This is a genomic window from Janthinobacterium sp. BJB301, from assembly GCF_002735685.1.
Classification (GTDB): Bacteria; Pseudomonadota; Gammaproteobacteria; order Burkholderiales; family Burkholderiaceae_D; genus Janthinobacterium; species Janthinobacterium lividum.
Map to the genome: position 1 here is coordinate 1,367,545 of NZ_PDZJ01000001.1, position 26,999 is coordinate 1,394,543.

Annotated in this window: 17 protein-coding genes and 2 tRNA genes; 12 read left to right on the plus strand and 7 right to left on the minus strand. The window is 61.1% G+C overall.

Annotated elements, in window-relative coordinates:
• The first annotated feature begins 55 nt into the window (after nt 1–55).
• The 4 genes from CSQ91_RS05890 (at nt 56) to CSQ91_RS05905 (ending at nt 2,961) form a co-directional block, all read left to right on the plus strand.
• Entirely contained in the window at nt 56–328 is a 273-nt protein-coding gene (locus CSQ91_RS05890; RefSeq protein ID WP_010398442.1) for an HU family DNA-binding protein, read from the plus strand.
• A 125-nt stretch (nt 329–453) separates the two neighbouring features.
• Nucleotides 454–530 (plus strand) — tRNA-Asp (locus tag CSQ91_RS05895).
• Between the two features lie 17 nt (nt 531–547).
• A tRNA-Asp gene (locus CSQ91_RS05900) sits at nt 548–624 on the plus strand.
• A 411-nt stretch (nt 625–1,035) separates the two neighbouring features.
• Complete coding sequence (locus CSQ91_RS05905) at nt 1,036–2,961, plus strand: SurA N-terminal domain-containing protein (protein WP_180278356.1); 1,926 nt, start codon at nt 1,036–1,038, stop codon at nt 2,959–2,961.
• A gap of 69 nt (nt 2,962–3,030) precedes the next feature.
• Here CSQ91_RS05905 and CSQ91_RS05910 read toward each other — a convergent pair whose 3' ends face one another.
• The gene (locus CSQ91_RS05910) at nt 3,031–3,720 is read right to left on the minus strand and encodes an arylesterase (protein ID WP_099387658.1); all 690 of its coding nucleotides are present in this window, start codon (nt 3,718–3,720) and stop codon (nt 3,031–3,033) included.
• Between CSQ91_RS05910 and CSQ91_RS05915 the strand changes: the two genes are divergently transcribed.
• Entirely contained in the window at nt 3,719–4,471 is a 753-nt protein-coding gene (locus CSQ91_RS05915) for an ABC transporter ATP-binding protein (protein ID WP_052140565.1), read from the plus strand. The two genes, CSQ91_RS05910 and CSQ91_RS05915, sit on opposite strands and share 2 nt — an antisense overlap.
• A gap of 118 nt (nt 4,472–4,589) precedes the next feature.
• Here the strand turns inward: CSQ91_RS05915 and CSQ91_RS05920 are convergent, their stop codons facing one another.
• The gene (locus CSQ91_RS05920; RefSeq protein ID WP_099387659.1) at nt 4,590–6,134 is read right to left on the minus strand and encodes an NAD(P)H-hydrate dehydratase; all 1,545 of its coding nucleotides are present in this window, start codon (nt 6,132–6,134) and stop codon (nt 4,590–4,592) included.
• Nucleotides 6,135–6,266: 132 nt separating this feature from the next.
• Between CSQ91_RS05920 and CSQ91_RS05925 the strand changes: the two genes are divergently transcribed.
• A complete protein-coding gene (locus CSQ91_RS05925; RefSeq protein ID WP_099387660.1) occupies nt 6,267–9,839 on the plus strand; it encodes a hydantoinase B/oxoprolinase family protein in 3,573 nt (1,190 codons plus the stop codon).
• Here CSQ91_RS05925 and CSQ91_RS05930 read toward each other — a convergent pair.
• Nucleotides 9,821–10,777 carry an AraC family transcriptional regulator gene (locus CSQ91_RS05930; RefSeq protein ID WP_139178923.1) on the minus strand — a complete coding sequence of 319 codons (957 nt, stop codon included), beginning with the start codon at nt 10,775–10,777 and terminating at the stop codon, nt 9,821–9,823. The genes CSQ91_RS05925 and CSQ91_RS05930 overlap by 19 nt on opposite strands.
• A 180-nt stretch (nt 10,778–10,957) precedes the next feature.
• Between CSQ91_RS05930 and CSQ91_RS05935 the strand changes: the two genes are divergently transcribed.
• The 4 genes from CSQ91_RS05935 (at nt 10,958) to CSQ91_RS05955 (ending at nt 16,019) form a co-directional block, all read left to right on the plus strand.
• Nucleotides 10,958–12,004, plus strand: coding sequence for an NAD(P)-dependent alcohol dehydrogenase (locus CSQ91_RS05935; protein WP_034787320.1), 1,047 nt, complete (start codon nt 10,958–10,960; stop codon nt 12,002–12,004).
• A gap of 319 nt (nt 12,005–12,323) precedes the next feature.
• Entirely contained in the window at nt 12,324–14,750 is a 2,427-nt protein-coding gene (locus CSQ91_RS05940) for a membrane-bound PQQ-dependent dehydrogenase, glucose/quinate/shikimate family (protein WP_099387661.1), read from the plus strand.
• Between the two features lie 11 nt (nt 14,751–14,761).
• Nucleotides 14,762–15,403, plus strand: coding sequence for a TetR/AcrR family transcriptional regulator (locus tag CSQ91_RS05945; protein ID WP_080753695.1), 642 nt, complete (start codon nt 14,762–14,764; stop codon nt 15,401–15,403).
• Nucleotides 15,404–15,773: 370 nt separating this feature from the next.
• A complete protein-coding gene (locus CSQ91_RS05955; protein ID WP_034787325.1) occupies nt 15,774–16,019 on the plus strand; it encodes a hypothetical protein in 246 nt (81 codons plus the stop codon).
• Between the two features lie 46 nt (nt 16,020–16,065).
• Here CSQ91_RS05955 and CSQ91_RS05960 read toward each other — a convergent pair whose 3' ends face one another.
• Entirely contained in the window at nt 16,066–16,515 is a 450-nt protein-coding gene (locus CSQ91_RS05960) for a VOC family protein (protein WP_099387662.1), read from the minus strand.
• A 144-nt stretch (nt 16,516–16,659) separates the two neighbouring features.
• The gene (locus CSQ91_RS05965; RefSeq protein WP_070259783.1) at nt 16,660–18,285 is read right to left on the minus strand and encodes a tetratricopeptide repeat-containing response regulator; all 1,626 of its coding nucleotides are present in this window, start codon (nt 18,283–18,285) and stop codon (nt 16,660–16,662) included.
• Nucleotides 18,286–18,635: 350 nt separating this feature from the next.
• Between CSQ91_RS05965 and CSQ91_RS05970 the strand changes: the two genes are divergently transcribed.
• Together CSQ91_RS05970 and purL are read left to right on the plus strand one after the other, a co-directional pair.
• Nucleotides 18,636–19,700, plus strand: coding sequence for a GGDEF domain-containing protein (locus CSQ91_RS05970; RefSeq protein WP_180278357.1), 1,065 nt, complete (start codon nt 18,636–18,638; stop codon nt 19,698–19,700).
• A 193-nt stretch (nt 19,701–19,893) separates the two neighbouring features.
• A complete protein-coding gene (purL, locus tag CSQ91_RS05975; protein WP_099387664.1) occupies nt 19,894–23,931 on the plus strand; it encodes a phosphoribosylformylglycinamidine synthase in 4,038 nt (1,345 codons plus the stop codon).
• Nucleotides 23,932–24,079: 148 nt separating this feature from the next.
• On the opposite strand, the gene CSQ91_RS05980 is transcribed toward purL, so the two are convergent.
• Nucleotides 24,080–25,966, minus strand: coding sequence for a deoxycytidylate deaminase (locus CSQ91_RS05980; protein ID WP_099387665.1), 1,887 nt, complete (start codon nt 25,964–25,966; stop codon nt 24,080–24,082).
• A 56-nt stretch (nt 25,967–26,022) separates the two neighbouring features.
• A complete protein-coding gene (locus CSQ91_RS05985) occupies nt 26,023–26,829 on the minus strand; it encodes a lipid II flippase Amj family protein (protein WP_099387666.1) in 807 nt (268 codons plus the stop codon).
• Between the last annotated feature and the right edge of the window lie 170 nt (nt 26,830–26,999).

Below are 26,999 nucleotides of genomic sequence, written 5' to 3' on the forward strand. Positions count from 1 at the left end.
AAAAGTGCCGCAACGATACGGTAAACGTTTTATACCTTTGTAATTGGGGATGCTAGTGAACAAGACTGAATTGATCGACCACATTGCTGAAAAAGCTGACATTTCCAAAGCCGCCGCTGCGCGCGCACTCGACGCTGTTATCGGCGGCGTGACGGAAACTTTGAAAAACAACGACAGCGTGACGCTGGTTGGTTTTGGCACTTTCTCGGTCAGCGAACGCGCTGAGCGTACCGGCCGCAATCCGCGTACCAAAGAAGCGATCACGATCGAAGCTGCAAAAGTTCCAAAATTTAAAGCTGGTAAAGCTTTGAAGGATGCGGTAAACTAACGGACTTCGGTGAGGTGACAATCACCGGAAACATTTGGCGGCGCCTTCGGGTGCCGCGATTTCAGGGTTGAAGTTCTTTGAATCGCAACCCTGGATACAAATGCAAGTAGTACTGTGTATTTTTCGGAGTGGTAGTTCAGTTGGTTAGAATGCCGGCCTGTCACGTCGGAGGTCGCGGGTTCGAGTCCCGTCCGCTCCGCCAAAAAAATACGCTCTTAAGGAGTGGTAGTTCAGTTGGTTAGAATACCGGCCTGTCACGTCGGGGGTCGCGGGTTCGAGTCCCGTCCGCTCCGCCAGAATATAGAAGCCCGCGCTGCTGAATAAGTAGCGCGGGTTTTTCTTTTATGCGCCCGATTATCTTTGCCTCCCTCGTTTTAATTCTGCCGCCATGCTTTTTCCGAATGGCCCGCGCGCGCATTTAAATCCGCTTTAAGCTTTGCCAGGTTTAATGTCCAGGCTGCCGCCTGGCCGGCCATGCGCCGCCAGGGCAGGGCGCGCGCCCTGATTTACTCTTGCTATAGCGCTATGGGCATTGTAGAATCAGGAGATAATGGCTTGGGCGTCAGAATCCTGCTTTAGTTCCAGCGCCAAGTTGTTGAATCTAAAGGGGAAGTGGACATCTGTCCCGTCCATTCCGCCGAAGAAATCAAGGCGAACGCATGTTCGCCTTTTTTTATAGTGATCCACTCATCCCGAATTGGCTGACCATGTTTGAATTTATTCGTACCCATCGACGCTTGATGCAGTTTCTCTTGATGCTGGTCATCGTCCCGTCTTTTGCACTGGTCGGTATCAGCGGCTACCAAAGCTTCGGCGATGGCGCGAACACCATCGCCAAGGTCGGCGACCAGGTCGTTACGCAGCAGCAATATGAAGAAGCGCAACGCCAGCAGATCGACCGCTACCGCCAGATGATGGGCGAGCAGTTCGACCAGAAAATGTTTGACACGCCGGAAGCACGCCAGAGCATCCTCGACAACCTGATCGCCGAGCGCGCCGTGGCCGCCGAAGTGGGCCGTAGCCACCTGGTCATCAGCGATGCCGTGCTGCAAAAGGAAGTGCTGGAAATCCCGGGCTTGACCTTGCCGGACGGTAAATTCGACCTGGAACGCTACAAGGCCATGCTGGCAGCCCAAGGCATGACGCCGCAGATGTACGATGCGCGCCGCCGCAGCGACCTGGCCCTGCAGCAACTGGCCGGCGCCGTGCAAGGCACCGCCTTCGCGCCGAGCACCGTCTCCAAGCGTTTGTCCGACATCACTTCGGAAGAGCGCGAAGTGCAGGAACTGCTGCTGCCGATCGCCCAGTACGTGCCGGAAGTCAAAGTGACGGACGCCATGATCAAGGCTTTCTATGACAAGAACAGCAAGTTCTTCGAAATCCCGGAACAAGCCAAGGTCGAATACGTCGTGCTGGACGACAGCGCTGCAGGCGAGCAAGTCGACGTCAGCGACGCCGACGTGACCGGCTACTACGCGAAGAACCAGAAAGCCTACACGACGGAAGAAGCGCGCCAGGCCAGCCACATCCTCGTAGCCGTCAAGAAAGACGCCTCGGCCGCCGACAAGGCAGCCGCCAAGGCCAAGGCCGAAGCTATCCTGGCCGACGTGCGCAAGACGCCTGCCAGCTTTGCCGCCGTGGCGAAAGCCAAGTCGGAAGATCCGGCGTCCGCAGAGCAGGGCGGCGACCTGGGCGTGATTGGCAAGGATGGCTTGCCGGCACCGCTGCTGAGCGCTGTCGCGAAACTCAAGCAAGGCGAGATCAGCGACGTCGTCGCTTCCGATTTCGGCTTCCACATCCTGACCGTCACCTCGCTCAAGCCACAGCACGTGCGTGCGCTGGATGAAGTGCGCGGCGAAATCACGGCGGACCTGCGCAAGCAATTTGCCGCCAAGAAATACTCGGAAATGGCGGAAACGTTCACCAACACAGTCTACGAGCAATCGGACAGCCTGAAGCCGGTGGCCGACAAGCTGAAACTGAAAGTGGAAACCGTCGCCAACCTGTCGCGCACGCCGTCGCCAGCACTGGGCAAGGCGCCGTTCAACAATGCCAAGTTCCTGTCGGCCATCTTCTCGAACGATTCGCTGAAAGACAAGCGCAACACGGAAGCCGTGACCGTTGCGCCGAACGTGCTGATCGCCGGCCGCGTGGTGGAATTCAAGCCGGCAACCAAGCGTCCGCTGGCCGAAGTCGAAGCGATGATCCGTCAGCGCGTGACCCTGGAAGAAGCGGAAAAGCTGGCCAAGAAAGCGGGCGAGACCAAGCTGGCCGCCTTGAAGGCTTCCGGCGATGCGACGGGTTTCGGCGCGGCGCAATGGGTATCGCGTAGCAAGCTGGACGGCATCAACCGCGCCGCCATCGCGCAAGTCATGAAAGCGGACACGAGCAAGCTGCCAGCCTATGTGGGCGTGGACCTGCCAGCCCTGGGCTACGGCATCTACCGCATTGCCAAGGTGCAGCAGCCGGAGCAAGTGGACGCGGCGCGCCGCCAGCAAGAGAAGGACCAGATCAGCGGCATCCTGGCGCAACAGGAAATGTTCGATTATGTCGAATACCTGAAAGCCAAGGCCAAGGTGAAGATCGTCAAGCCGGTCACCGCCCCAGCCACCCCAGCGCCGGAAGCACCGTAAGATTTAGTTTCCACGCATAAAAATAGCCGCTTTCGAGCGGCTATTTTTTTGTCTGCGGAATCGACGGACTTACTTGGCTTTCAGCAACGGCGCCAGCTGTGGCCAGATGTTTTTCAGGATGGTTGGATGGGCTAGCGCATTCGGGTGCATGCGGTCGGCCTGGAACAGCTGCGGCTGGTCGGCGATGCCTTCGAACATGAAGGGCACCAGCGGCGCCTTCCATTCCCTGGCCAGCTTGCCGTACACGCCGTAAAACTGTTCGCCGTAGGCGCGGCCATAGTTGGGCGGCATGCGCATGCCCACCAGCACCACCTGCGCGCCCGATTTCTTGGCCGCCTCACCCATGGCGCGCAGATTCGCTTCGGCCGCCGCCACGGGCAAGCCGCGCAAGCCGTCGTTGGCGCCCAGTTCGATCAGCACGACATCGGGCTGGTGCTTGGACAGCAGGGCGGGCAGGCGCGCGCGGCCGCCGCTGGTGGTCTCGCCGCTGATGCTGGCATTGACGATGCGCGTATCGTTCTTTTGCGCCTGCAGCCGCTGTTCCAGCAGCGCCACCCAGCCCGTGCCCCGTGCCAGCCCATACTCGGCCGAGAGGCTGTCGCCGAGCACCAGCAGCGTTTTTGGTGCAGAATAGGCGTTCGTCATGCTCGATACCAGCAGCAGGGCTGCCGCAGGAAGCAGGGACAGCGTGCGCCGCCGCATGCGGCTGCTGCCCTTGACACTTGTTTGTTCACGAAATTTTTTAAGATAGATCAGCATGCCCGAATTCCCTAAAGCGACTTCCACCAGTTTTCTCCCGTCAGAAGCAGCGGCCCAGCGGCCCGCCGCACCCCACAGCCAAAATGCCCAGCCGGCCATCGAAGTGGTCCAGCTGGCCAAGCGCGTACCCGATGCCGATGGTGAGCTGACCATCCTGCATCAAGTCGATTTTACCGTGCAAACGGCGGAGACGCTGGCCATCGTCGGCGCCTCCGGTTCCGGCAAGTCGACTTTGCTGGGCTTGCTGGCGGGTCTGGACACGCCGAGCGAGGGCAAGGTCATCCTCGATGGCACGGATATCTTCGCCCTCGACGAAGACGGCCGCGCCGGTTTTCGCAAGGAAAAGCTCGGTTTCGTGTTCCAGTCCTTCCAGCTGCTGGCCCACCTGACGGCGCTGGAAAACGTCATGCTGCCGCTGGAATTGCGCGGCGACCCGGACGCGAAGGAAAAGGCGCAAGCCATGCTGGGCAGAGTCAACCTGGGCAGCCGCCTGAAGCACTATCCGAAATACCTGTCCGGCGGGGAGCAGCAGCGCGTGGCCCTGGCCCGGGCGTTCGTGACGGAACCGCCGCTGCTGTTCGCCGACGAACCGACGGGCAGCCTCGATGCGGCCACCGGCGAGGCCGTGATCCAGCTGATGTTCGAACTGAACCGCGAACGCGGCTCGACCCTGGTGCTCGTCACGCATGACAGCTCGATTGCGGCCCGCTGCGGGCGCACCATTACCATCTCGGCGGGCCGGCTGGTGTGATTGGTGCCGGTGATTGTCGGATTACGCGCTGGCGCGCTAATCCGACCTACTTGCTTGCCATCATCGCAGCCGTAGCTTGGATTAGCGCAGCGTAATCCAACACTCCCACGCCATACGCTTATGCCGACAAGGCATTGATCAACTTGCGTATCGCCGGGATCAGTTCCCCCGCCGTCAGCCCGATGGGGCCGCTGCCTGCCGCCACCAGCGCATCGGCCGCCGCGCCATGCAGCCAGACGGCGCCAAGCGCCGCCTCCCATTCCGGCCAGCCTTGCGCCAGCAGGCTGCCGCACAGGCCGGACAACACGTCGCCCGTGCCGGCCGTCGCCAGCGCGGGGCCGCCCGTGTTGTTGACGACGACCTGGCCGTCGGGCGCGGCGATCACCGTGCCCGAACCTTTTAATACCACGATCGCGCCCAGCTGCGTGGCCAGCTGGCGCGCCGCGCCCAGGCGGTCGGCCTGCACTTCGGCCACCGTCATGTCGAGCAGGCGTGCCGCTTCCAGCGGATGCGGCGTCAATATCGTCGCACCCGCGCCCGTGCGCACGGCCAGCGCCGATTGCAGCTCCGGTTCGGCCGCCATCAGGTTCAGCGCGTCCGCGTCCAGCAGCAGGGGGCTGTCGCTGTCAATGGCGCGCTGCAGCAGTTCTACCGTATCGGCCTTGTCGCCAAGGCCGGGGCCGGCCACCAGGGCCGCGAAGTGCAGGCCCGAGAAATCCACGTCCCTGGCATGCCGGCACATCAGCTCCGGCTGGCCGCTGTCGAAGGCGGGCGGTGCGTCGGGAAACGCGATATATACGCGTCCCGCGCCCGCATGCAGGGCCGTGCGGGCGGCCAGGATGGGCGCGCCGGCCATGCCTTGCGCGCCGCCGATGACGGCCACGCTGCCGTAGCTGCCCTTGTGCGTATTCTGGCGCCGTGGCTGCAGCTGGCGGGCGAACAGGTGCAGGCCGCCCAGCTGCGCCTTCGCCGCGGGCAGCAGGGCAGGGGCTATGGCCAGGGCCGCCACTTCCACTTCCCCCGCATGGTCGCGGCCATTCGCCGTGTGCAGGCCCGGCTTGTCGCCAATGAAGGTGAGCGTCTGCGTCGCGCGGATGGCGACGCCGTCGATGGCGCCCGTGTCCGCATGCAGGCCGCTGGGCACGTCGAGCGCCAGCACGGGGCAATCGAGATTGTTGACCAGCTGCGCCATGTCGCGGCATTCGCCGTCAAGGGGACGCGACGCGCCGATGCCGAACAGGCCATCGATGACGAGGTGCCAGGGCGCCGCGCCCACTGCCGAAGACGCCATCGAAGTTGCCGCTTCCATGAAGCGGGCGGCGCTGTTGCGCGCGCGGCTCAGCGCCTGTTCGCGCTCGGGCGACGTGGCTTGTGCCTCGGGCGCCAGCCAGACGAGCACCTCGGTGCCGCTGCCGGCCAGGTGCGCGGCCGCTTCCAGCGCGTCGCCGCCGTTGTCGCCGGGGCCGGCCAGCACCAGTACGCGCCGGTGGCCCGCGCCGTCGCCATCTTCCCGGGCGTGCAGCAGCTTCAGGGCGGTACTGGCGGCAGCCTGGCCCGCGCGCTGCATCAGCAGCCCTTGCGGCAGGTCTTGCATGGCCGCTTGTTCGATGGCGCGCAGTTCGGCGATGGAGTACAGCGGTGTTGCAGAGTCGATCAGGGGCATGGAGCGTGTTCCGTTAGTCAGCATGCCTTCAACATAAGGCCGAAGCGGTCGAAAGGCAAGGCGCGCACGCCTGAATCGCGTCCCTGTTTGGCGGCTACAATAGCCATCTCACATAAGCACGGGGGCAAGGCGATGGACTGGCAATTCTGGATCGACCGGGGCGGCACCTTTACGGACATCGTGGCGCGCCGTCCTGACGGCAGCCTGGCCACCTTCAAGCTGCTGTCGGAAAACCCGGGCCAGTACCGCGACGCGGCGCTGGCCGGCATACGCCAGCTGATGGGCCTTGCGCCTGGCGCGCCGCTGCCCGTGGAACAGGTGGGCGCCATCAAGATGGGCACGACGGTCGCCACCAATGCGCTGCTCGAACGCAAGGGCGAGCCCACCGTGCTGGCCATCACGCGCGGTTTTCGCGACGCCCTGCGCATCGCCTACCAGAACCGCCCGCAGCTGTTCGCCCGCCAGATCATCCTGCCCGAACTGCTGTACGGCGACGTGATCGAGATCGATGAAAGGATGGGCGCCCATGGCGACGTCGTGACGCCGCTCGACGAGGCGGCCGCGCAGGCCGCGCTGGACCAGGCCTATGCGCGCGGCGTGCGCGCCATTGCGATCGTGCTGATGCACGGCTACCGCTATCACGCGCACGAGGCGCGGGTGGCGCAGCTGGCGCGCGAGGCCGGTTTTACGCAGGTGTCCGTGTCGCACGAGGTCAGCCCCATGATGAAACTGGTGGCGCGCGGCGACACCACGGTGGTCGATGCCTATCTGTCGCCCATCCTGCGCCGCTACGTCGACCAACTGGCGATGGAGCTGCCCGGCGTGCACCTGCAATTCATGCAGTCGAACGGCGGCTTGACGGATGCGCGCGCCTTCCAGGGCAAGGACAGCATTCTGTCCGGTCCCGCGGGCGGCATCGTCGGCATGGTGCGCGCCAGCGCGCTGGCCGGTTTCGATAGAGTCATCGGCTTCGACATGGGCGGCACGTCCACCGACGTGTCGCATTACGCGGGCGAGTTCGAACGCGTGTTCGAGACGCAGATCGCCGGCGTGCGCATGCGCGCGCCCATGATGAGCATCCATACGGTGGCCGCGGGCGGCGGCTCCATCCTGCATTTCGACGGCGCCCGCTACAAGGTGGGGCCGGACAGTGCGGGTGCCAACCCGGGGCCCGCCAGCTACCGGCGCGGCGGCCCGCTGGCCGTCACCGACTGCAACGTCATGCTGGGCAAGCTGCAGCCCGCGTTCTTCCCCCGCGTTTTCGGCCCCGACGCGAACGAAGCGCTGGACGTGGCTACCGTGCGGGCCCAGTTCGAGGCGCTGGCGCGCACGGTGAGCTCTACCCCGGAGCAGGTGGCCGAAGGCTATATCGCCATCGCAGTCGGGAACATGGCCAACGCCATCAAGCAGATTTCCGTGCAGCGCGGCCACGACGTCACCGAGTACACCTTGACCAGCTTTGGCGGCGCGGGCGGCCAGCACGCCTGCCTGGTGGCCGACGCGCTGGGCATGCGCACGGTGTTCATACACAGCCTGGCGGGCGTGATGTCGGCCTACGGCATGGGCCTGGCCGACCAGAGCGCCATGCGCGAACAGGCCATCGAGGCGGTATTGGGCGTGGATCTCGCTGGCGCTTTCGCGCAACTGGGCGAACTGGCGCGGGGCGACTTGCTGCGCCAGGGCGTGGCAGGCGAGCGCATCGCGCTGGTGCGGCGCGTGCACCTGCGCTATGAAGGCACGGATTCGGCCCTCGCCGTGCTGTTCGATACGGCCGCCGGCATGCAGGCGCAGTTCGAAGCGGCCTACAAAAAACGCTTTTCCTTTCTGATGCCGGCGCGCGCGCTGATCGTCGAGGCGATCTCCGTGGAAGCCATCGGTGCATCCGATGCGCCGCAGCCGGCCGCGCCGGTCCATGCGGCGCGCGCGGGCGCGCTGGCGCCCGCGCAGACGGTGGACATGTACTGCGCCGGAGCGTGGCGCGACAGCGGCCTGTATGCGGCGGACAGCCTGCGTCCCGGCGATGCCATCGATGGCCCGGCCATCGTCAGCGACGCCAATGCCACCACCGTCATCGAACCGGGCTGGCGCGCGGACGTCACGGCGCATGGCCATTTGATTTTGCGCAGGGTGGTGGCCTTGCCGGAGCGGCGCGCCATCGGGACCAATGCGGACCCCGTGATGCTGGAAATCTTCAACAACCTGTTCATGTCGATTGCCGAGCAGATGGGCCTGCGCCTGCAGAATACGGCCCATTCCGTCAACATCAAGGAGCGGCTCGATTTCAGCTGCGCCATCTTCGACGCGCAAGGCCACTTGATTGCCAATGCGCCGCACATGCCCGTGCATCTGGGGTCCATGGGCGAGAGCATCCGCACCGTCATGACGCGCAATGCGGGAACCATGCGGCCGGGCGACGTCTTCATGCTGAACGACCCGTACCACGGCGGCACGCATCTGCCCGACGTGACGGTGATTTCGCCCGTCTTCGATGAAAAGGGAGAATCCATCCTGTTCTACGTGGGCTCGCGCGGCCACCATGCCGATATCGGCGGCACCACGCCCGGTTCGATGCCGCCCGACTCCACGCGCATCGAGGAAGAGGGCGTGTTGATCGACAATTTCAAGCTGGTCGACGGCGCCACGGGTTTGTTGCGCGAGGCGGAAACACTGACCCTGCTGGCGGGCGCCAGCTGGCCGGCCCGCAATCCCCGGCAAAACCTGGCCGACCTGCGCGCCCAGGTGGCGGCCAATCAGAAGGGGGCCGAGGAACTGCACAAGATGGTCGCGCATTTCGGCCACGCCGTCGTGCAAGCCTACATGGGCCACGTGCAGGACAATGCCGAGGAAGCCGTGCGCAGGGTCATCACGACCCTGAAGGATGGCAGCTACGCGCTGGACCTCGATAACGGCGCGCGCATCCAGGTGGCGATCAAGGTCGACGCAGCGCGGCGCAGCGCCGTCATCGACTTTACGGGGACCTCAAGCCAGCTGCCGAACAATTTCAATGCGCCGTCCGCCGTCTGCATGGCGGCCGTGCTGTACGTGTTCCGTACCCTGGTCGACGACGAGATTCCCTTGAACGCGGGCTGCCTGAAACCTTTGACCGTGATCATCCCGCCCGGCTCCATGCTCAACCCGCAGTATCCGGCCTCCGTCGTCTCGGGCAACGTGGAAACCTCGACCTGCATCACGAACGCCCTGTATGGCGCGCTGGGGGCGATGGCGGCCTCGCAGGGGACGATGAACAATTTCACGTTCGGCAGCGCCAAATACCAGTATTACGAGACGATATCGGGCGGCTCGGGCGCCGGCCCCGGTTTTGACGGCACGGACGTGGTGCAGACGAACATGACCAATTCGCGCCTGACGGACCCGGAAATCCTCGAGTGGCGCTTCCCCGTGCGCCTGGACAGCTACAGCATCCGCGCTAGGTCGGGCGGGGCGGGGCGCTGGCACGGCGGCAATGGAGGCGTGCGCCGGGTGCGCTTCCTGGAGCCGATGACGGCGGCGATCCTGTCGAACAACCGGATTATTCCGCCGTTCGGCATGGACGGCGGCGAGGCGGGCGCGCTGGGACGCAATTACGTGGAGCGGGCGGACGGCACGGTGGAGCACCTGGCGCATATCGGCAAGACCGGCATGCTGGCGGGCGACGTGTTCGTCATCGAGACGCCGGGCGGCGGCGGTTACGGCAAGACGGAATAGGCCATGTCAGCACTGGCACCGCTGAGCTGCGCGCGCACCTGGCCCACGTCGCGCATGGGCGCGCGGCCGAACTGGCGGCTGTATTCGCGGCTGAACTGCGATTCGCTGGCGTAGCCGACGCGGTAGCCGGCCGTGCCCGCGTCGATCTGCTCGACCAGCATCAAGCGCCTCGCTTCCTGCAGGCGCAGCAGCTTCTGGTACTGCATCGGCGTCATGGCCGTGATCGCCTTGAAGTGGTGGTGCAGCGACGACATGCTCATGTTCGCCATGCCGGCCAGGTGCTCGATGCGCAGCGGTTCGCAATAATTGTGCTTGATCCAGTCGATGGCTTGCCCCACCTGGTGCGACTGGCTGCTGGCCAGCGCCATGTGGCGCAGGCGCGCGCCGACTGGACCATTGAGCAGGCGGTAGGTCAGCTCGCGGCGGATCAAGGGCGCCAGCGTGGCGATTTCTCCCGGCTTGTCGAGCAGGCGCACGAGGCGCAGCATGGCGTCGAGCAGTTCAGCCGACACGTCGCTGACGGAAATGCCGCGCGTGGCGGGCAGGATTTTTTGCTGCGCCGCGTTTTCGCTGCTGCTTTCGCTGTCGAGCAGCGCGGCCACGTCGGCGATGTCGATCCCCAGCACCACGCACAGATGCGGCTTGTCGACGCTCGCCTCCACCACGCGCACCTGCACCGGCAGGTCGACGGAGGTCAGCAGATACTGCATGCGGCTGTAGTGGAAGGTTTCGCTGCCCAGGGTGACGTCCTTCGCCCCTTGCGCGATGATGGCCACGCTGGGGCGCGCCGCATGGAACAGCGATTCCGTGACGGACGACTGGCGGTGGAAGGTGAGGTTGCCGATGGCCGTCGTGTAGTCGCCCGTGCGCGGCGCGTGGCGGCTGATCAGGGCGGCGATTTCATCTTGCGGCGGGAGTGGTGTGGACAGGGTGGACATGTGGGCCAGTATGCGTCAGGTAGGTAAGGGCAGGGGCTGATCTTACGCAGATTTGGAGGATCGTGCAAAGGTCTTGCAGGATCGCGATAACGGCGGCCGGGCATCTCGGGCACACTTGTGCAATCGCATGCACGGCACGCGTCACCCCCTCGTCACACACATATAGATACTGGAGTTTTCATGACCACCATCGCCAAAGGCTACGCCGCACTGGGCCCGACTTCCGCACTGCAACCGTTCACGTTCGAGCGCCGCGCCCCGCGCGAAGACGACGTGGCCATCTCGATCAAATATTGTGGCGTGTGCCATTCCGACATCCACCAGGCGCGCGACGAATGGGGCGGCGCCGCCTTCCCGATGGTGCCCGGCCATGAAATCGCCGGCGTCGTCACGGCCGTTGGCGCCAACGTCAGCAAGTTCAAGGTGGGCGACCATGTGGGCGTGGGCTGCTTCGTCGATTCCTGCACCACTTGCAAGACGCGCAACGTGGACCTGGAGCAGTATATGCCCGGCCTCATCCAGACCTACAACGGCCTGGAAGCGGACGGCAAGACGGCCACGCAGGGCGGCTACTCGGACAGCATCGTCGTCAAGGAAGGCTATGTGCTGTCGATTCCCGACAACCTGCCGCTGGACGCGGCCGCACCGCTGCTGTGCGCCGGCATCACCCTGTATTCGCCGCTGAACCACTGGAAGGCCGGCCCTGGAAAGCAGGTCGCCATCCTCGGCATGGGTGGTCTGGGCCACATGGGCGTCAAGATCGCCCACGCCATGGGTGCCGAAGTGACGGTGCTGAGCCAGACCCTGTCGAAGCGCGAAGACGGCCTGCGCCTGGGCGCCAATCATTACTACGCCACCAACGATGCGGAAACGTTCAGCAAACTGGCCGGCACCTTCGACCTCATCATCTGCACGGTGGGCGCGTCCATCGACTGGAACCAGTACATCAACCTGCTGAAGGTCGATGGCAGCATGGTCATCGTCGGCATCCCGGACGGCGCCGTGCCGCCGATCAGCGCCTTCGGCCTGGTGGGCGCGCGCCGCAGCCTGTCCGGTTCCATGATCGGCTCGATCAAGGAAACCCAGGAAATGCTGGATTTCTGCGGCAAGCACAATATTGTGTCGGACATCGAGATTATCCGCATCCAGGATATCAATGAGGCGTTCGAGCGCGTCGTCAAAAGCGATGTACGGTATCGCTTCGTGATCGACATGGCATCTCTGTAACGCTCGAGAAAAAGCCCAGGGCGTTGTTGCCGCGTCTCGCCGTACATTCGTACTGTCTTCGACGCGGCGCCTAGCCCTAGGCATTTTTCGAGCGTTCCAACGGCGTTTGCTTGAAAGTCAAAACCGGTATGCCGGCGTCGCATCGCCATCTCCACCATCCCATTCCCGCCAAAAATCAAGCTCCCCTGTCAATTTTTCTTTCCTTGCGTCAAAAATCGGCATAAAATGAAACCGTACAGTACAGTTTCACTACGTAGATTTAAAAAATCAGCCATCCCCGGCGCGTTGGCCTGGGCGGGGGAGGCGTCATGGATAAAAAATGGACACTTCAGCAAATAAGGGAGCGCCGGCGATCCCGGTGGTCTTCAGGGGCAAGCGGCTTGCCCTGACGGTTTTTGGTATTTTTCTCGGGTTTTCCGGCCTGGCCCTGGCGGCCGGTGGCATCGAATTGATTACCCTCGGCGGTTCCTGGTATTACCTGCCGGCCGGTCTGGGCCTGCTCCTCGCCGGCGTACTGTATTTGCGCCGCAAGCCGCTGGCCAGCAGCATCGTCGCCGTGCTGGTCGTCGCCACCCTGGTCTGGGCCGTATGGGAAATCGGCTTCGCCTTCTGGCCCATGGTGCCGCGCCTGGCGCCGTTCCTCGTCATCGGCCTGGTGGCCGCCTTGCTGCATCCGTGGCTGGCGGGCCGCAAGCACAATGGGCAGTCGCGCGGCTTCGCGGCCCTGTTTGCCGTCGTGCTGGTGGCCGGTTTCGCTGCCATGTTCAAGCCGCACGGCGTGCTGGAAGCCACCGCGCAGCCGCAGCAGGATGCCGTGAAGGCCATCAATGACGGCAGCGCCAACTGGGCGCATTATGGCTATGGACCGCAGGGCACGCGCTTCGCGCCGTACACGCAGATCGACAAGGCTAACGTCGATCAGTTGCAGGTGGCGTGGACCTACCGCTCGGGCGAACTGGCCGAAGGCGCGTCCGAATCGCAGAATACGCCGCTGCAGATCGGCGACACCATCTATACGTGCACGCCGACCAGCAAGGTCATCGCGCTGGACGCGGACACGGGCAAGGAACGCTGGACCTTCGATCCGAAGCCAGTCAACACGAAGACGTGGAACCGCTGCCGCGGCGTCGGCTACTACGAGCCGGCCACAGTGACAAAACCGTTCCGTTTTGACGGCATGCAGGCGGCCAGCGCGCCGGTGGCGGGCGCGTGCGCCAGGCGCATCGTGCAAGTGACCATGGATGCGCGCCTGATCGAGATCGACGCGCAGACGGGCAAGCAGTGCGAGGGCTTCGGCGACAAGGGCTCCGTCGATCTTACCGTCGGCCTGGGCAAGGTCAAGATGAACGTGCCGTACTACGCCTACACGTCCGCGCCCACTGTGGCGCGCAACCTGATCATCCTTGGCGGCTGGGTCTTCGATGGCCGTTCCACGGATGAACCGTCGGGCGTCGTGCGCGCCTACAGCGCCGACACGGGGGAACTGGTGTGGGCCTGGGACCTGGGCAATCCGGCCATCACCAAACTGCCGCCGGAAGGGCAGACCTACACCCGCAGCACACCAAACATGTGGTCCACGCCCGCGTTCGACGATGCGCTGGGCCTGGTCTATCTGCCGACGGGGAACGAGCAGCCCGACTTCTGGGGCGGCAAGCGCCCGCCGCTGACGGAAAAATACGCGTCGGCCATCGTCGCCCTCGACATGGCCACGGGCCGCGAGCGCTGGACGTATCAAACCGTCCACCACGATATCTGGGACTACGACGTGGCCGCGCAGCCGGCCCTGTACGACGTCCCGGACGGCAAGGGCGGCAAGATCCCGGCGCTGGTGCAGCTGACCAAGCGCGGCCAGATATTCATGCTGGACCGCCGCACGGGCAAACCGATCGCCGAAGTCATCGAAAAAGCCGTGCCGCAGGAGCACGCGGCCGGCGACTGGGTATCCAGAACGCAGCCATACTCCACCGGCATGCCGGCCCTGGGTGCGGAAACGCTGACGGAGCGCGACATGTGGGGCGCCACCTTCTTCGACCAGCTGGCGTGCCGCATCAGCTTCCGCAAGCTTAATTACCAGGGTGAGTTCACGGCGCCAAGCACGAAAGAAACCCTGATCTACCCGGGCTACTACGGCGGCTTCAACTGGGGTGGCGCGGCCGTTGATGAAAGCAATGGCTATATGTTCGTCAACGATATCCGCATGCCGCAAGTGGTCAAGCTGGTGCCGCGCGAAACGGTGGATGTGGCCAAGCTGACCTCGGGCCACGGCGTGGGCAGCACCTATCCGATGGATGGCACGCCGTTCGTCATCGACCACAAGGCGTTTAACTCTCCGCTGGGCATTCCCTGCCAAAGTCCGCCGTGGGGCGTGTTTGCCGCCATCGACCTCAAGACCCGCACGAAGGTATGGGAGCGTCCGGCCGGCACGGTGCAGGATGCCGTCATCAACGGCGTGCGCGCCCGGTTGCCTGTCCCGCTGGGCATGCCGACCCTGGGCGGCGGCATGAGCACGGCGTCCGGCCTGGTGTTTTATGCGGGTACGCAGGATTATTATTTGCGCGCCATGGATATCGCCACCGGCCGCGAAGTGTGGAAGGCGCGCATGCCCGTCGGCTCGCAAGGCACGCCGATGACGTATGTGTCGCCCAGGTCGGGCCGCCAGTATGTCGTGGTGGTCGCGGGCGGCGCCCGCCAGAGCCCGGACCGGGGGGATTACGTGATAGCATACGCGCTTCCCAAGACACAGTAAGAGTTTGCTTCATGCCCCAGTTGCGCACCGTTCCAGCTTCCCCGACTACCCGAAGCGAGGAGCGGCGGCGCAAGCTGCTGGTGGCGGCAGCGCACCTCTTCCTCGCCTCAGGCTATGACGGCGTCAGCATGGACGCCATCGTGGCCGAGGCGGGCGGCTCGAAGGCCACCGCCTACCGCTACTTCGGCAGCAAGCAGGAGCTGCTGGTGGCGGTGGTGGAATACCTGTGCGCCGATTTCATCATCGACTTGCGCCGTCTCGATACCTCGCAAGCGGGCCTGGAACAGGGCTTGCAGCTGATCCTCGATGAACTGGTGGCCGTCGTCACCAGTCCCCGCCACGTGGATTTCTACCGTCTCGTCGTCACGGGCGCGGCCGCCGTGCCGGCCGTGGGCCTCACCTGGTACGAACACGGCCCGCAAGTGTGGCACGCGCTGATCCTGCGCCTGCTGGAACAACAGCGCACCCGGGGCCGCATCGCGCCCGACACCTCGTTTTCCAATTTGCCGCAAATCCTGTTCGATGCCGTCTTCTCGCACCTCACCACGCGTACCGTCATGCTGGGGCAGGGCGGCGATGCGGCCACGTTCCGGCCCTTGATCGCGGAGCTGATCGAGCTGGTGGTGGCGCGGGTGGAGCGTAGCCCGGATTAGGCCCGGAAGGGTTGCAATCCGGCTGGCGTGATCTCGCGAATCGCATGCACGGATACGCTGCCGGTTGCGATGGACTTCGCCGGCGCGCGCAAGCCGCGAGGAGTTCCAATATGCCGGCAACCCGCGCCAGACATGCAGGCCGTCCGCCGCGCCGCTGTACCGTTCCGCCAGACTATCCCGAGCCATCCGGTTTTCATCTTGCATTGTTTGCAACTGGGACATTTTGTCTCAATGTATGGAAATTGTTTTAAAGTAGTATGCATCAAAGCGTGCAGCAACACCAACCTTGAGCAGACGCTGCTGAAGCAGTGTTTTGAGGTAGCGCTCCTCACGATAGATAGTGTCAAGTAATAGACTGGAAATACGCAAAATGATGGATTGGACCCCTATAGTCTTCGTTACGTTCAAGGCTCTCGTGCTCGGCACGGGCATGTTCTTCGCCATCAAGTGGCATTACGATCAAGGGAAGAAGGATAAGGATAAGGCGAAGCAGAATCGCGCGGTGCTGCGCGCGAGCGGCAAGGTGGTCGCAGGCTTCGTGCTGTTGCTCATGGGTCTGGGACTTGTCACCTTCGTCATTGTGCGGATGGTCGGTTTGGACATGACCCTCCCATGATGGCAAAGAATAATCGGCCGATATCCAGTGATGCGGCAGCCATTCCTCAGGACGTCTTCTGCGGGAGCTGTTCGGCAAGCCCGATGAGGATGCCTTCAGGGCCACGGATGTAGCAGAGCCGATACATGTTTTCGTACTGGACGACTTCGCCGGCCAGCTTCGCGCCGCGTTTGACGAGCCGGACGAGCGTATCGTCGATATCCTCGACGGTAAACATGACACGCAGGTAACCGAGAGCGTTCACTGGGGCGTTGCGGTGATCGGCGGCCAAGGGCGGCGCGAGGAAGCGCGATAACTCGAGACGGCTGTGGCCGTCCGGCGTACGCATCATGGCAATCTCGACGCGCATGCCGTGCAGTCCGGTGACGCCATCCGCCCAGTCTCCTTCAACGGGGGCGCGCCCTTCGAGAACGAGTCCCAGTTCGGTGAAGAACTCGATGGCGGCATCGATGTCTTCTACCACGATGCCGACATTGTCCATACGCTTGACTGTCATGTTGCCTCCTGGGTGCCTAACGTCAACTGGACGTCAGATTAACGCCTTACGCATGCAGCATGGATTCCCGTCGCCTGGAGAAATCGTCGGCCCCTGGCCCTCGCCACAGGATCCGACCGCGGCAGTCACAGGGTTGCGACAGCATCAGGTGGCAATACCGTACTTATGCTGGGTCGCTGCATACTGCTGCTTCAGCGACTCCAGTTTCGGATGCTTGGGATCGATCTTGCTGATCACCTGCATCTGGTGCTGCGCCTGTTCGGCCAGCGGGGCTTCCCAGCCCAGCATGTTGAGCTGGCGCAGGATGGCGTCCACGGAAGCGAACAGCACTGGCAAGTTGCCCGGCGTCTTGCGCAGGGCCTGGCGCAGCACGAAGACGGCGCCCTTGAGCTCTCCGCTTTCCGATTTGCTGGCCGCATCCTGCATCAATTCCTGCACCTGGTTGCTGATCTGCTGGCCCATGCCTTGCGCCAGGTCGTGGCGGCCCGCCTTTTCAAAGACATCGACGGCCGCTTCCATCGTCACGTCGCTGTCGGCTTCGTTGACGAGTTTCATCATGACGTCGGACGCCGCCTGTTCCAGATTGTTTTTCAGGCAGCTTTGCACGAGGCCCACCTTCAGCTGTGTCGACAGGCCCCGCGCCGTGTCCAGGGCGGCGGCGGCCAGCTGCAGTTCGCTGGCGGCGGCGATGTCGTTGCCCGACAATTCATGCAGCATGGCCGCCGAGATGGCGCGGCACGCTTCCACGTTGGCGCCGCCACGCAGCGAGCGTTCCATATCGCGCAGCACGCCGCTCGCCTGCGGCGCATCACCTTTCTTGACCAGCGTCTTGACCAGGTTGACATGGTCTTCCGGGTCGCGGAATTCGGAGTACTTCGCTTTCGTCACCACCTGTTTATATGCCCGTTCGGCCGCGCCGATGTCTCCCGTGTCATAGGCGATGCCGCCCAGGTGGCGCAAGCGACGCACCATGTGCGGCGAAATGGCCACCGCGTCCTCGAGGATTTTCTTCGCCTGCAGCTGCTGGCCCATGGCTTCATGGTTTTGCGCCAGCAAGTCGTAGGCGGCCATGAAGCGGGGATAGACTTCCACCAGTTCCAGCAGCGCATCCTGCGCCTCCTCGTGGCGCTGCTGCTCGAACAGGGTGCGCGCCAGTCCCAGGTGGGCCCAGGCCATGGGCCGCGTGGCCAGCATGTCGCCGTACAGCTGTTCCGCTTCCTTCCATTCATCGAGCGCGATGTGCAGTTCGGCGCGCAGGCGGGCGAAATCGGCTGCCAGGCGCGGGTGCTGCAGCTCGGCCGCGCGGCAGCTTTTCACGGCTTCGCGCAGGTCGCCCTTGTCGATCAGCTGATACGTGGGCAGGAACATGGCGCGCCGCTCGATGGCGCGCGCGATGCGCCCGCTCAGCACGTCGACGGTGAACGGTTTCAAGATGTAGTCGGACGGTGTCAGCTCGGCCGCGCTGATCACCTTGCTGTGGATGGCTTCCGAGGTCAGCATGATGAAGATCGTCCACAGCCCGATCAGCTTGTGGTGGCGCAAGTCTTCCAGCAATTGCTGGCCATCCTGGCCGTCCGTGCCGCTACCAAGATCGTATTCGCACAGGATGATGTCGAACGGTTTCTTCGTCAGCAAGCGGATGGCCGTGCCGGAATTGACGGCATATTCCACCTTGGTGATGGCCGCCTGGTTCAGCATATTGTGCAGATTGCCCCGCATGCTGGGGTTCGGGTCGACGATCAGGACAGATAAGTCGCTAGTTTCTGGCATGGTTCAGCTCTCGTTCATCTGTTCGGTCATTTGCGGGAACTCTTCTTATATATGTATCTGTCTGGCAGTATTACTTTTTATCAGCATACTGCAAAGCCGGGCGACACTGCCAGCAAAATGCATGCAATCGGGCGCGGGGCAGGGCGCAGGGCGCGTCCGGTGGCGCGCGGCGTTGTATTTCATGGCGCGGCGGCCCTGCGCACGGGTGCGGGCGACGCATATCCGAGCAAATAGTTGACTAGCATGATAGTATCCTAATTACAACTAGTGTTGAATGCCGCGCAATCTTGCGGCCAGGCATGCGCAAGGCTGTACCGGGCGCTTTTCTTCTTTCTGGTGTCGATACCCGTATGCGTGTTCCTGACTTATCTTCCCTGCGGCGCATTGCTGTTCCCCTCGCATTTGGCGGCAACAGCGAACAGCAGCACACCTATTTTGCGGAGCTGCACCGGGTCGGCATGGTCACGCAGCTGCTGGGTATCATTGCCTATAGCCTGACCTGGCTGATGATGCCGGAGCCTTATCATCCGAACTTCTCGCACGCCGTGCTGGCGCTGCTGGGCATGTTGACGAGCCTGATCGTGCGCTACCGCTGCACCACCTTGCCCGTGCTGACGATTACGGGCGCCTGCGCCGTGCTGACCCTGACTTTTGGTTTGCGCACCATGGCCGACGCCGTCCATCACGCCAGCTTCTGGGTCTTGCCCGTGGGCGTCTTCATGACCCTGGCCATCGCCTCCATCTTCAATGGCGGCCTCAGCTACCTGGCCGTGGTGGCCGGCGTGTGGTGGAACGTGGGCCACGGCCTGTATCCCGTCAACGCTGGCTTGCCCGACCAGTCCTGGGCGCCGTTGATGATCGCCGTCAGCATCCTGTTCGGGCTGGCGCTGAATGTCAGTTTCAGCTTGTTGCGCTTGCGTAACTACCACTCCAAGCTGGAATTGACGCGGCTGGCCTTCCAGGACAGCCTGACAGGCCTGAACAACCGCCGCATGTTCACGCAGCGGGCCCAGCAGATGCATGGCGCGCCGCAAGGCGGCATGCTGCATTTCCTGATGATCGATATCGACGATTTCAAGATCATCAACGACCAGCAGGGCCACGATGCAGGTGACGAGGTGCTCGTGCGCACGGCCGCCATCATCGCCGACAAGGCGCAGGGCCATCTGTGCGGGCGCCTGGGTGGCGAGGAATTCGGCGTCGTCTACGCGGGCGACCGCGACGCCGTGCGCGCCTTTGCCGGCGCCCTGGTCGCTGCCGTCAGCCAGGCGTTTCATGCCGCACAGTTCGTGTCGATCAGCGTGGGCGTGGCCGAACTGGACCGGGGCAAGGACCTGGGCCACAGCTACCGGCTGGCCGACGAGGCGCTGTACCTGGCCAAGCGGCAAGGCAAGAACCGCTATGTGATCGCCTGATGTCAGGCCGAGGGTGTTGTTGCCATGTCAAAAATGGCCGCTGTGCAGGGCAAAAGGGTGGCAAAGGCCCAAGTTCCGGTCATAAGGCAGGGGTAAAACGGGTATAATGCGCGCAAAGGAAATTTGCCGTACGAAAGATATTGTCATACCTACCTTTAACCCGCAGCCACGCTGCATCAACCACCTTCCAATCATGTTGATACTGCCGGGTTCCAATGCCCTGTCCCATTTCCGTAGCCACCGTCTGTTAAGCCAACTGCAAGCCGTCTCGCCTGCGATTGTTGCCGTACAAGCACGCTATGTCCATTTCATCGATGCCAGCGCGCCTCTCACCAATGACGACAGCACGCGCCTTGGCGCCTTGCTGACGTACGGCGAGCCGGCCCACGCTGACAATACGGAAGGCGCTGCCGAAGAATTCTTCGTCATCCCCCGTTTCGGTACGATTTCGCCTTGGGCTTCGAAGGCCACCGACATCGCGCACAACTGCGGCATGGCGCACATCAAACGCGTCGAACGCGGCATCGCTTTCCGCATCAACCTGAAATCGGGCATCCTGGGCAGCGCCATTGGCGCCGGCAAATTGACGGACGAGCAAGTGCAAGCCGTGGCCGACCTGCTGCATGACCGCATGACGGAATCCGTGCTGCGCAGCGCGGACGACGCCAAGGACCTGTTCCGCACCCTGGAAGCGCGTCCACTGGAATCGATCGACTTGCTGGGGCAGGGCAAGCGCGCACTGGAAACGGCGAACACGGAACTGGGCCTGGCGATGTCGGAAGACGAAATCGACTACCTGGACGCCGCCTTCACCAAGGCCGGCCGCAACCCGACGGACGTGGAACTGATGATGTTCGCGCAGGCGAACAGCGAGCATTGCCGCCACAAGATCTTCAACGCCGACTGGACCATCGACGGCGTGGCGCAGCCGAAATCCCTGTTCGGCATGATCAAGAACACGCATGAACTGCAGCCGAAGGGCACCGTCGTCGCCTACAGCGACAACTCGTCCATCATGGAAGGCGCGACCGTGTCGCGCTTCTACCCGCGCGGCGCCAGCCACGAATATGCGGCATCCACGGAACTCACGCACACCCTGATGAAGGTGGAAACGCATAACCACCCGACGGCCATCTCTCCCTTCCCGGGCGCTTCCACGGGCGCGGGCGGCGAGATCCGCGACGAAGGCGCGACGGGCCGCGGCGCCAAGCCGAAGGCCGGTTTGACGGGTTTCACCGTATCGAATCTGTCGTTGCCGGACGCCGTGCGCAGCTGGGAAACGGCCGCTTCCGTGACGGCGCCATTGGCCTCGCGCACGGATGCGGACCAATACGGCAAACCGGAGCGCATCGCGTCGCCGCTGCAGATCATGATCGAAGGCCCATTGGGCGGCGCCGCATTCTCGAACGAATTCGGCCGTCCGGTCCTGGGCGGCTACTTCCGCACGTATGAACAGAACGTCGGCACGGACAAAGACGCCGTCTTCGGCTACCACAAGCCGATCATGATCGCTGGCGGCATCGGCAATATCTCGGCGCAGCACACGCACAAGAACGACATCCCCGTCGGCAGCCTGCTGGTGCAGCTGGGTGGCCCTGGCATGCGCATCGGCATGGGCGGCAGCGCCGCTTCGTCGATGACCACTGGCAGCAACACGGCCGACCTGGACTTCGATTCCGTTCAGCGCGGCAATCCGGAAATGGAACGTCGGGCCCAGGAAGTCATCAACGCCTGCTGGCAAATGGGCGCGGACAATCCGATCATCTCCATCCACGACGTGGGTGCGGGCGGCTTGTCGAACGCGTTCCCGGAAATCACCAACGATGCCAAGCGCGGCGCGATTTTCGACCTGCGCAAGGTGCCGCTGGAAGAATCGGGCATGGCGCCGAAGGAAATCTGGAGCAATGAATCGCAGGAACGCTACGTCCTGGCCATCGCGCCGGAAAGCCTGCCGCTGTTCAAGGCCATGTGCGAACGCGAACGCTGCCTGTTCGCCGCCGTGGGCGTGGCCACCGAAGAGCGTCAATTGAAGCTGATCGACCCGGAACTGGGCAACGAGCCGGTCGACATGCCGATGGATGTCTTGCTGGGCAAGCCGCCGAAGATGCAGCGCGACGTGGTGCACGTGGCCAACGATTTCCCGGCGATTGATCTCACCGGCATGGACCTGGTTGATGTAGCGCAAAAAGTGCTGCTGCTGCCGACCGTGGCCGACAAATCCTTCCTGATCACCATCGGCGACCGCAGCGTGGGCGGCATGACCGTGCGCGACCAGATGGTGGGACCATGGCAAGTGCCGGTGGCCGATTGCGCCGTCACCACCATGAGCTTTGAAGGCTACCTGGGCGAAGCGATGGCCATGGGTGAACGCACGCCGCTGGCCGTCATCGACGCAGCCGCTTCCGGCCGCATGGCCGTGGGCGAAGCCGTCACCAACATCGCCGCCGCAGCCATTGGCGACATCTCCGACATCAAATTGTCCGCCAACTGGATGGCCGCCTGCGGCCAGCCTGGCCAGGACGCGGCCCTGTACGACACGGTCAAGGCTGTCGGCATGGACCTGTGCCCGGCGCTGGGCATCAGCATCCCCGTCGGCAAGGATTCGCTGTCGATGCGCACCACCTGGAAAGACGAGAGCACGGGCGCGGCGAAATCCGTCACGTCGCCGGTGTCGCTGATCGTCTCCTCGTTTGCACCAGTGACGGACGTGCGCAAGTCGCTCACGCCGCAGCTGAAAACGGACAAGGGCGACACGTCCCTGATCCTGATCGACCTGGGCCGCGGCAAGAACCGCCTGGGCGCCTCGGCGCTGGCGCAAGTCATGGGCCAGCTGGGCAATGAAACGCCGGACGTGGACAGCGCGGAAGACTTGAAAGGCTTCTTCGCGGCCATTCAAAAGCTCAACAGCGACGACAAGCTGCTGGCCTACCATGACCGTTCGGACGGCGGCCTGTACGCCACCCTGACGGAAATGGCCTTCGCCGGCCACACGGGCATGTCCGTCAACCTGGACATGCTGACCATGGAAGGCGAGCACTCGAGCGACTGGGGCGACGCCAAGAACTGGACCGGCCAGGTGGCGGAACGCCGCAACGAACTGACCCTGCGCGCCCTGTTCAGCGAAGAGCTGGGTGCCGTGATCCAGGTGCGCGCGGAAGAAAAGTCGCTCGTCATGGACGTGCTGCGCACCTTCAACCTGGGCGCCTGCAGCCATATCATCGGCAAATTAAACGACCGCGACGTCATCGAATTCACGCGCGACGCCAAGCTGATCTACACCCAGCCGCGCGCCGAACTGCACCGCCTGTGGAGCGAAACGAGCTGGCGCATCGCCCGCCTGCGCGACAATCCGGCCTGCGCGGACGCCGAATACGACCGCCTGCTGGATGTCCAAGATCCGGGCATGTCGCCTATCGTCACCTTCGACCAGAACGACAACATCGCCGCGCCATTCATCGCCACGGGCGTGCGTCCGCGTGTTGCCATCCTGCGCGAGCAGGGCGTCAACTCGCACATCGAGACGGCCTACGTGATGCATCAGGCAGGCTTCACGGCGGTCGACGTGCACATGAGCGACCTGATCGCGGGCCGCGTCAAGCTGGACGACTTCCAGGGCGTCATCGCCGTGGGCGGCTTCTCGTACGGCGACGTGCTGGGCGCGGGCGAAGGCTGGGCGAAAACCATCCTGTTCAACGCCAGCCTGGCGGAACAGTTCGCGCGCTTCTTCAACCGCACGGACAGTTTTGGTTTGGGTATCTGCAACGGCTGCCAGATGATGAGCAACCTGAAATCCATCATCCCCGGCGCCCACGCCTGGCCTAAATTCACGCGCAACAAGTCGGAGAAATTCGAAGGCCGCTTTGCCATGGTCGAAGTGATGGATTCCCCATCGATCTTCTTCAACGGCATGGCCGGCACCCAAGCCGGCATCGCCATCGCCCACGGCGAAGGCTACGCCGACTTCTCGCAAACAGGCGACATCACCCAGGTCACCAAAGCCATGCGCTTTGTGGACAACAAGGGCGCCGCCACCGAAGCGTATCCGTACAACCCGAACGGCTCGCCGGAAGGCATCACCTCCGTCACCACGCCAGACGGCCGCTTCACCGTGCTGATGCCGCACGCGGAGCGCGTGTTCCGCAGCGTGCAGCAGTCCTACCACCCTGAAGCATGGGGTGAAGATTCGCCTTGGATGCGCATGTTCAGGAATGCGCGGAAGTTTGTGGGGTAATTAGGCTGTTTGCGGCGCGGCGTATTGGTTTAGGGCGCTGCGCCGAGTAGGAATGAAAAAGCCGCTGTCGGGAGACAGCGGCTTTTTTATTTTAAGTAATGGCTTAAATAAATAATTAATTAAGAATGTATTTTATTTAAAATTATTTCTATGATAGCAAAAGTTCGGTTATTTTTGGAAGTGCATCCTTTATGATGGGGAGATGATTTTTTGTTAGCTCCATAAATTTCACATAGCCATCAATAAATTTTTTGGTGCCGTAATTTTCCTCCATGTAAACTAACGAAAATTTAATTTTCTCTAGTTCATCGGAATCTTGAATTTCTGCTATGGCAGCATGCATATTTTTAAAAGCTGCATTTGAAATTGGATTTGAGTCAGCTAATAGTTTTAATGAGTTTAGTTCGTCCTTGTATGCGACCATTGGTGTATAGAGGCGATGAAAAGCGATACCAATTGCTCCTGAAAATAGAACCAAATTCGGCTTGTTGGAACCACTTTCAATCACATGCTCAGTTGCAATTCCAGGGTAAGGGTCAATATAATATATATTCTTTATGCCTAATTGATATGCCTTCTTGGCGCAAAGTTCACAGGGGCTCGCTGTGGTAAAAAGAAAACCATCTTTTATTCCTCTGCCTCCATATTTTGATATTTGCATAAAGGCATTTTCTTCGGCGTGAAGAGCTCGAGTATGAACTTGATTATCCTTTCCTTTAAAGGAATTGTATTCTGATTTAAAGCAAAATGATATATTTCTTCCAGACTTGATTTCTATATACTTTTCACTATTTTTTTTAAAATGTGAAATATATGCTATATTTGTTTTTTCATATTCGCTGTATGCTTTTTGATCGCGTCCATTTATCATGTCGAAGCGATTTCTAAGGATGCAAGGCACTTGACCGTAAGGAGTGTCATTCCAGCCGACAGCTTGAATGGAAAAATTGCTGTCTGTTATTACTGCGCCTACCTGTCTTGATATACATCCAGAATGTAACTTGGCAGTGTAGGCGACTTGCATCCCTCGTTCTAATGCAGTTGGAGTAATGCAGCCAGGACGTTTCATTAAGGTAATAAATCTTATTAGCTGATTTGAGAGCAATTTAAATTCAGATACCTTATTAACTTCATTTGGATTGCTTACATATATATCTGCTCTTTGAAGGCAGGCTTGTATATCTTGTACTGAAAAAGCACTATGTTCATTAATGTCTCTACTTTTATATTCTTGCTCGTCAATGATTTTTATGTCAATTTCAGAATATTTTAATTTTCGTAACCTTCCTTTTCTATCACTATCGGAGCAGGATACCGCTACTAAAAAAAATGCAGCGTAACGCTCCTGAAAAAATATTGCCTCTAACGGACTTCTTATGGCATCAATTACAATCTGAGTTTCTTTTTTTTCTTTGTTTTCAACCCGTATTTTCTTAATTATTTCATTTATTTTTTTTGCTAAAGTGAAGAACTTTCCATCAATTAGTTTAGATATTGTGGGATCTCCAGACATCCGGACATTCGTTCCGATGGATTGATATATTTTAACAAAAGCATTATCTCCAATTTCTTTTTTTATTTCTTTGCAAATTTTTGGTAAATCCTTGGTGTAAAATTCGGAGGCACCTTCCTTCGATTCGTTTGCATTTTTTTCTTTTTCGTGTATGGAATTTAAGATGTCAATCAATTTTATAATTTCATTTTCTTCAAGTATTTTTAGGTTTGTAATGTATTCTCGAATTTCTGAGCTTTCTTTTTCGGCAAAAAGAAGCGTCAGTACTGCGCTGGCTTGGATAAGATGAAATGGGCGCCATGTTGATTCGAAATTGCTAAAAATTATTTTTGATTTTCGATCTTCATTGGAAATTGGATTCTCATCTTTTATAAGGGAGTGATTTATTTTATTTCTATCTGATTGCAATATCTCCGCCACTGTTGAACAGCCGCTACCCGTTCTTCCAGTAAGTCCTAGGAGTATAAAGTCATCATTGTCTCCATAAATAATTGATATTGCAGACTTTAAATAGTTGTTCATTTTTATATGATATATTTATTGTTGATAAGGTTTGAAATTATATTGGTATGAAGATTTTAAATATTTCTTGATACTTCGGTAATCACCAACGCCGACGGCACCAGCAAAAACTGTGCAATCAGCGTCCCCGCCAACCGGCTCCCCACCAGCCACACCACCGCGCGCCGGAATTGCGATTCTTCGATCTTGCCCTCGATGACGTCATCCGTCATGCCCGACATGTGCGGGTCGATGAAGACGGCCATCATGATGGTGGCGCCGCCGTTGATGATGGAGGACAGGGTGCTGGAGGTGACGCGCACGCTCGGGTCCAGCACGCCCGCGTACAGGGCCGCGAAGACGCCTACCGTCCACAGGGCCGTGGCGATGACGTTCATGGCTGTCATGGGGATGGAGACGCCGGATTTTTCGCGCAGGCCCGTGACGTTGGCGGGCTTGGGCAGGCTGGCGGAAGTCTTGAGGTAGGACAGGCCGCCCTTGAAGACGGCGTGCAGCAGCAGTTTGGGGACGGACCTGTGTACCTGGAAGTGCTCGACGGCGCGGCAGAAGGCGCGCTGGAAGGTGGGGATCAGGATCGCGCCGAGTATCGTCGCCAGGCTGGCAGAGAACAGCAGCCAGCGGAAGTCGCCCAACAGCGTGCTGGCGGCGACGTGCTGGTCGATTCCCGTTTCCACGCGCTTGGCGAGGAATGGTCCCAAGAAAGAGTTCGAGGTGCGCGACAGCAGCATCAGGATGCTGAACAGGGCCAGCGAGACGGCGATGCGCCGCGTGCGGATGCCGGCGATGCGCATGGAATAGGCGAGGGTGCCGATGATGTGGATGATGAACGTCAGTGCGCAAATCAACAGCAATTGCTTGTCCATCACAACCTTGCAATATGGAAAATGTTATTCCATGCTGCCATGAAGTTACTTATTTTTCAACTGCAAATAAGATAATTATCACGTGATCTAGCTTTTGTGGTGTTTTATGTGCGTTAGTGTGGCGTTGGCTGAATTTCACCCCAAGGCAGAAACTGGGGTCAGACCCTGCA

Excerpts from the sequence above, each read along its gene's own strand:
- CSQ91_RS05935 (WP_034787320.1), top strand. The coding sequence starts at position 10,958 with ATGACCACCATCGCCAAAGGCTACGCCGCACTGGGCCCGACTTCCGCA.
- CSQ91_RS05945 (WP_080753695.1), top strand. The coding sequence starts at position 14,762 with ATGCCCCAGTTGCGCACCGTTCCAGCTTCCCCGACTACCCGAAGCGAG.
- CSQ91_RS05915 (WP_052140565.1), top strand. The coding sequence starts at position 3,719 with ATGCCCGAATTCCCTAAAGCGACTTCCACCAGTTTTCTCCCGTCAGAA.
- CSQ91_RS05985 (WP_099387666.1), bottom strand. The coding sequence starts at position 26,829 with ATGGACAAGCAATTGCTGTTGATTTGCGCACTGACGTTCATCATCCAC.
- CSQ91_RS05960 (WP_099387662.1), bottom strand. The coding sequence starts at position 16,515 with ATGACAGTCAAGCGTATGGACAATGTCGGCATCGTGGTAGAAGACATC.
- CSQ91_RS05970 (WP_180278357.1), top strand. The coding sequence starts at position 18,636 with ATGCGTGTTCCTGACTTATCTTCCCTGCGGCGCATTGCTGTTCCCCTC.
- CSQ91_RS05925 (WP_099387660.1), top strand. The coding sequence starts at position 6,267 with ATGGACTGGCAATTCTGGATCGACCGGGGCGGCACCTTTACGGACATC.
- CSQ91_RS05910 (WP_099387658.1), bottom strand. The coding sequence starts at position 3,720 with ATGCTGATCTATCTTAAAAAATTTCGTGAACAAACAAGTGTCAAGGGC.
- CSQ91_RS05905 (WP_180278356.1), top strand. The coding sequence starts at position 1,036 with ATGTTTGAATTTATTCGTACCCATCGACGCTTGATGCAGTTTCTCTTG.
- CSQ91_RS05930 (WP_139178923.1), bottom strand. The coding sequence starts at position 10,777 with ATGTCCACCCTGTCCACACCACTCCCGCCGCAAGATGAAATCGCCGCC.
- CSQ91_RS05920 (WP_099387659.1), bottom strand. The coding sequence starts at position 6,134 with ATGCCCCTGATCGACTCTGCAACACCGCTGTACTCCATCGCCGAACTG.
- CSQ91_RS05965 (WP_070259783.1), bottom strand. The coding sequence starts at position 18,285 with ATGCCAGAAACTAGCGACTTATCTGTCCTGATCGTCGACCCGAACCCC.
- CSQ91_RS05955 (WP_034787325.1), top strand. The coding sequence starts at position 15,774 with ATGATGGATTGGACCCCTATAGTCTTCGTTACGTTCAAGGCTCTCGTG.
- CSQ91_RS05980 (WP_099387665.1), bottom strand. The coding sequence starts at position 25,966 with ATGAACAACTATTTAAAGTCTGCAATATCAATTATTTATGGAGACAAT.
- CSQ91_RS05940 (WP_099387661.1), top strand. The coding sequence starts at position 12,324 with ATGGACACTTCAGCAAATAAGGGAGCGCCGGCGATCCCGGTGGTCTTC.
- purL (WP_099387664.1), top strand. The coding sequence starts at position 19,894 with ATGTTGATACTGCCGGGTTCCAATGCCCTGTCCCATTTCCGTAGCCAC.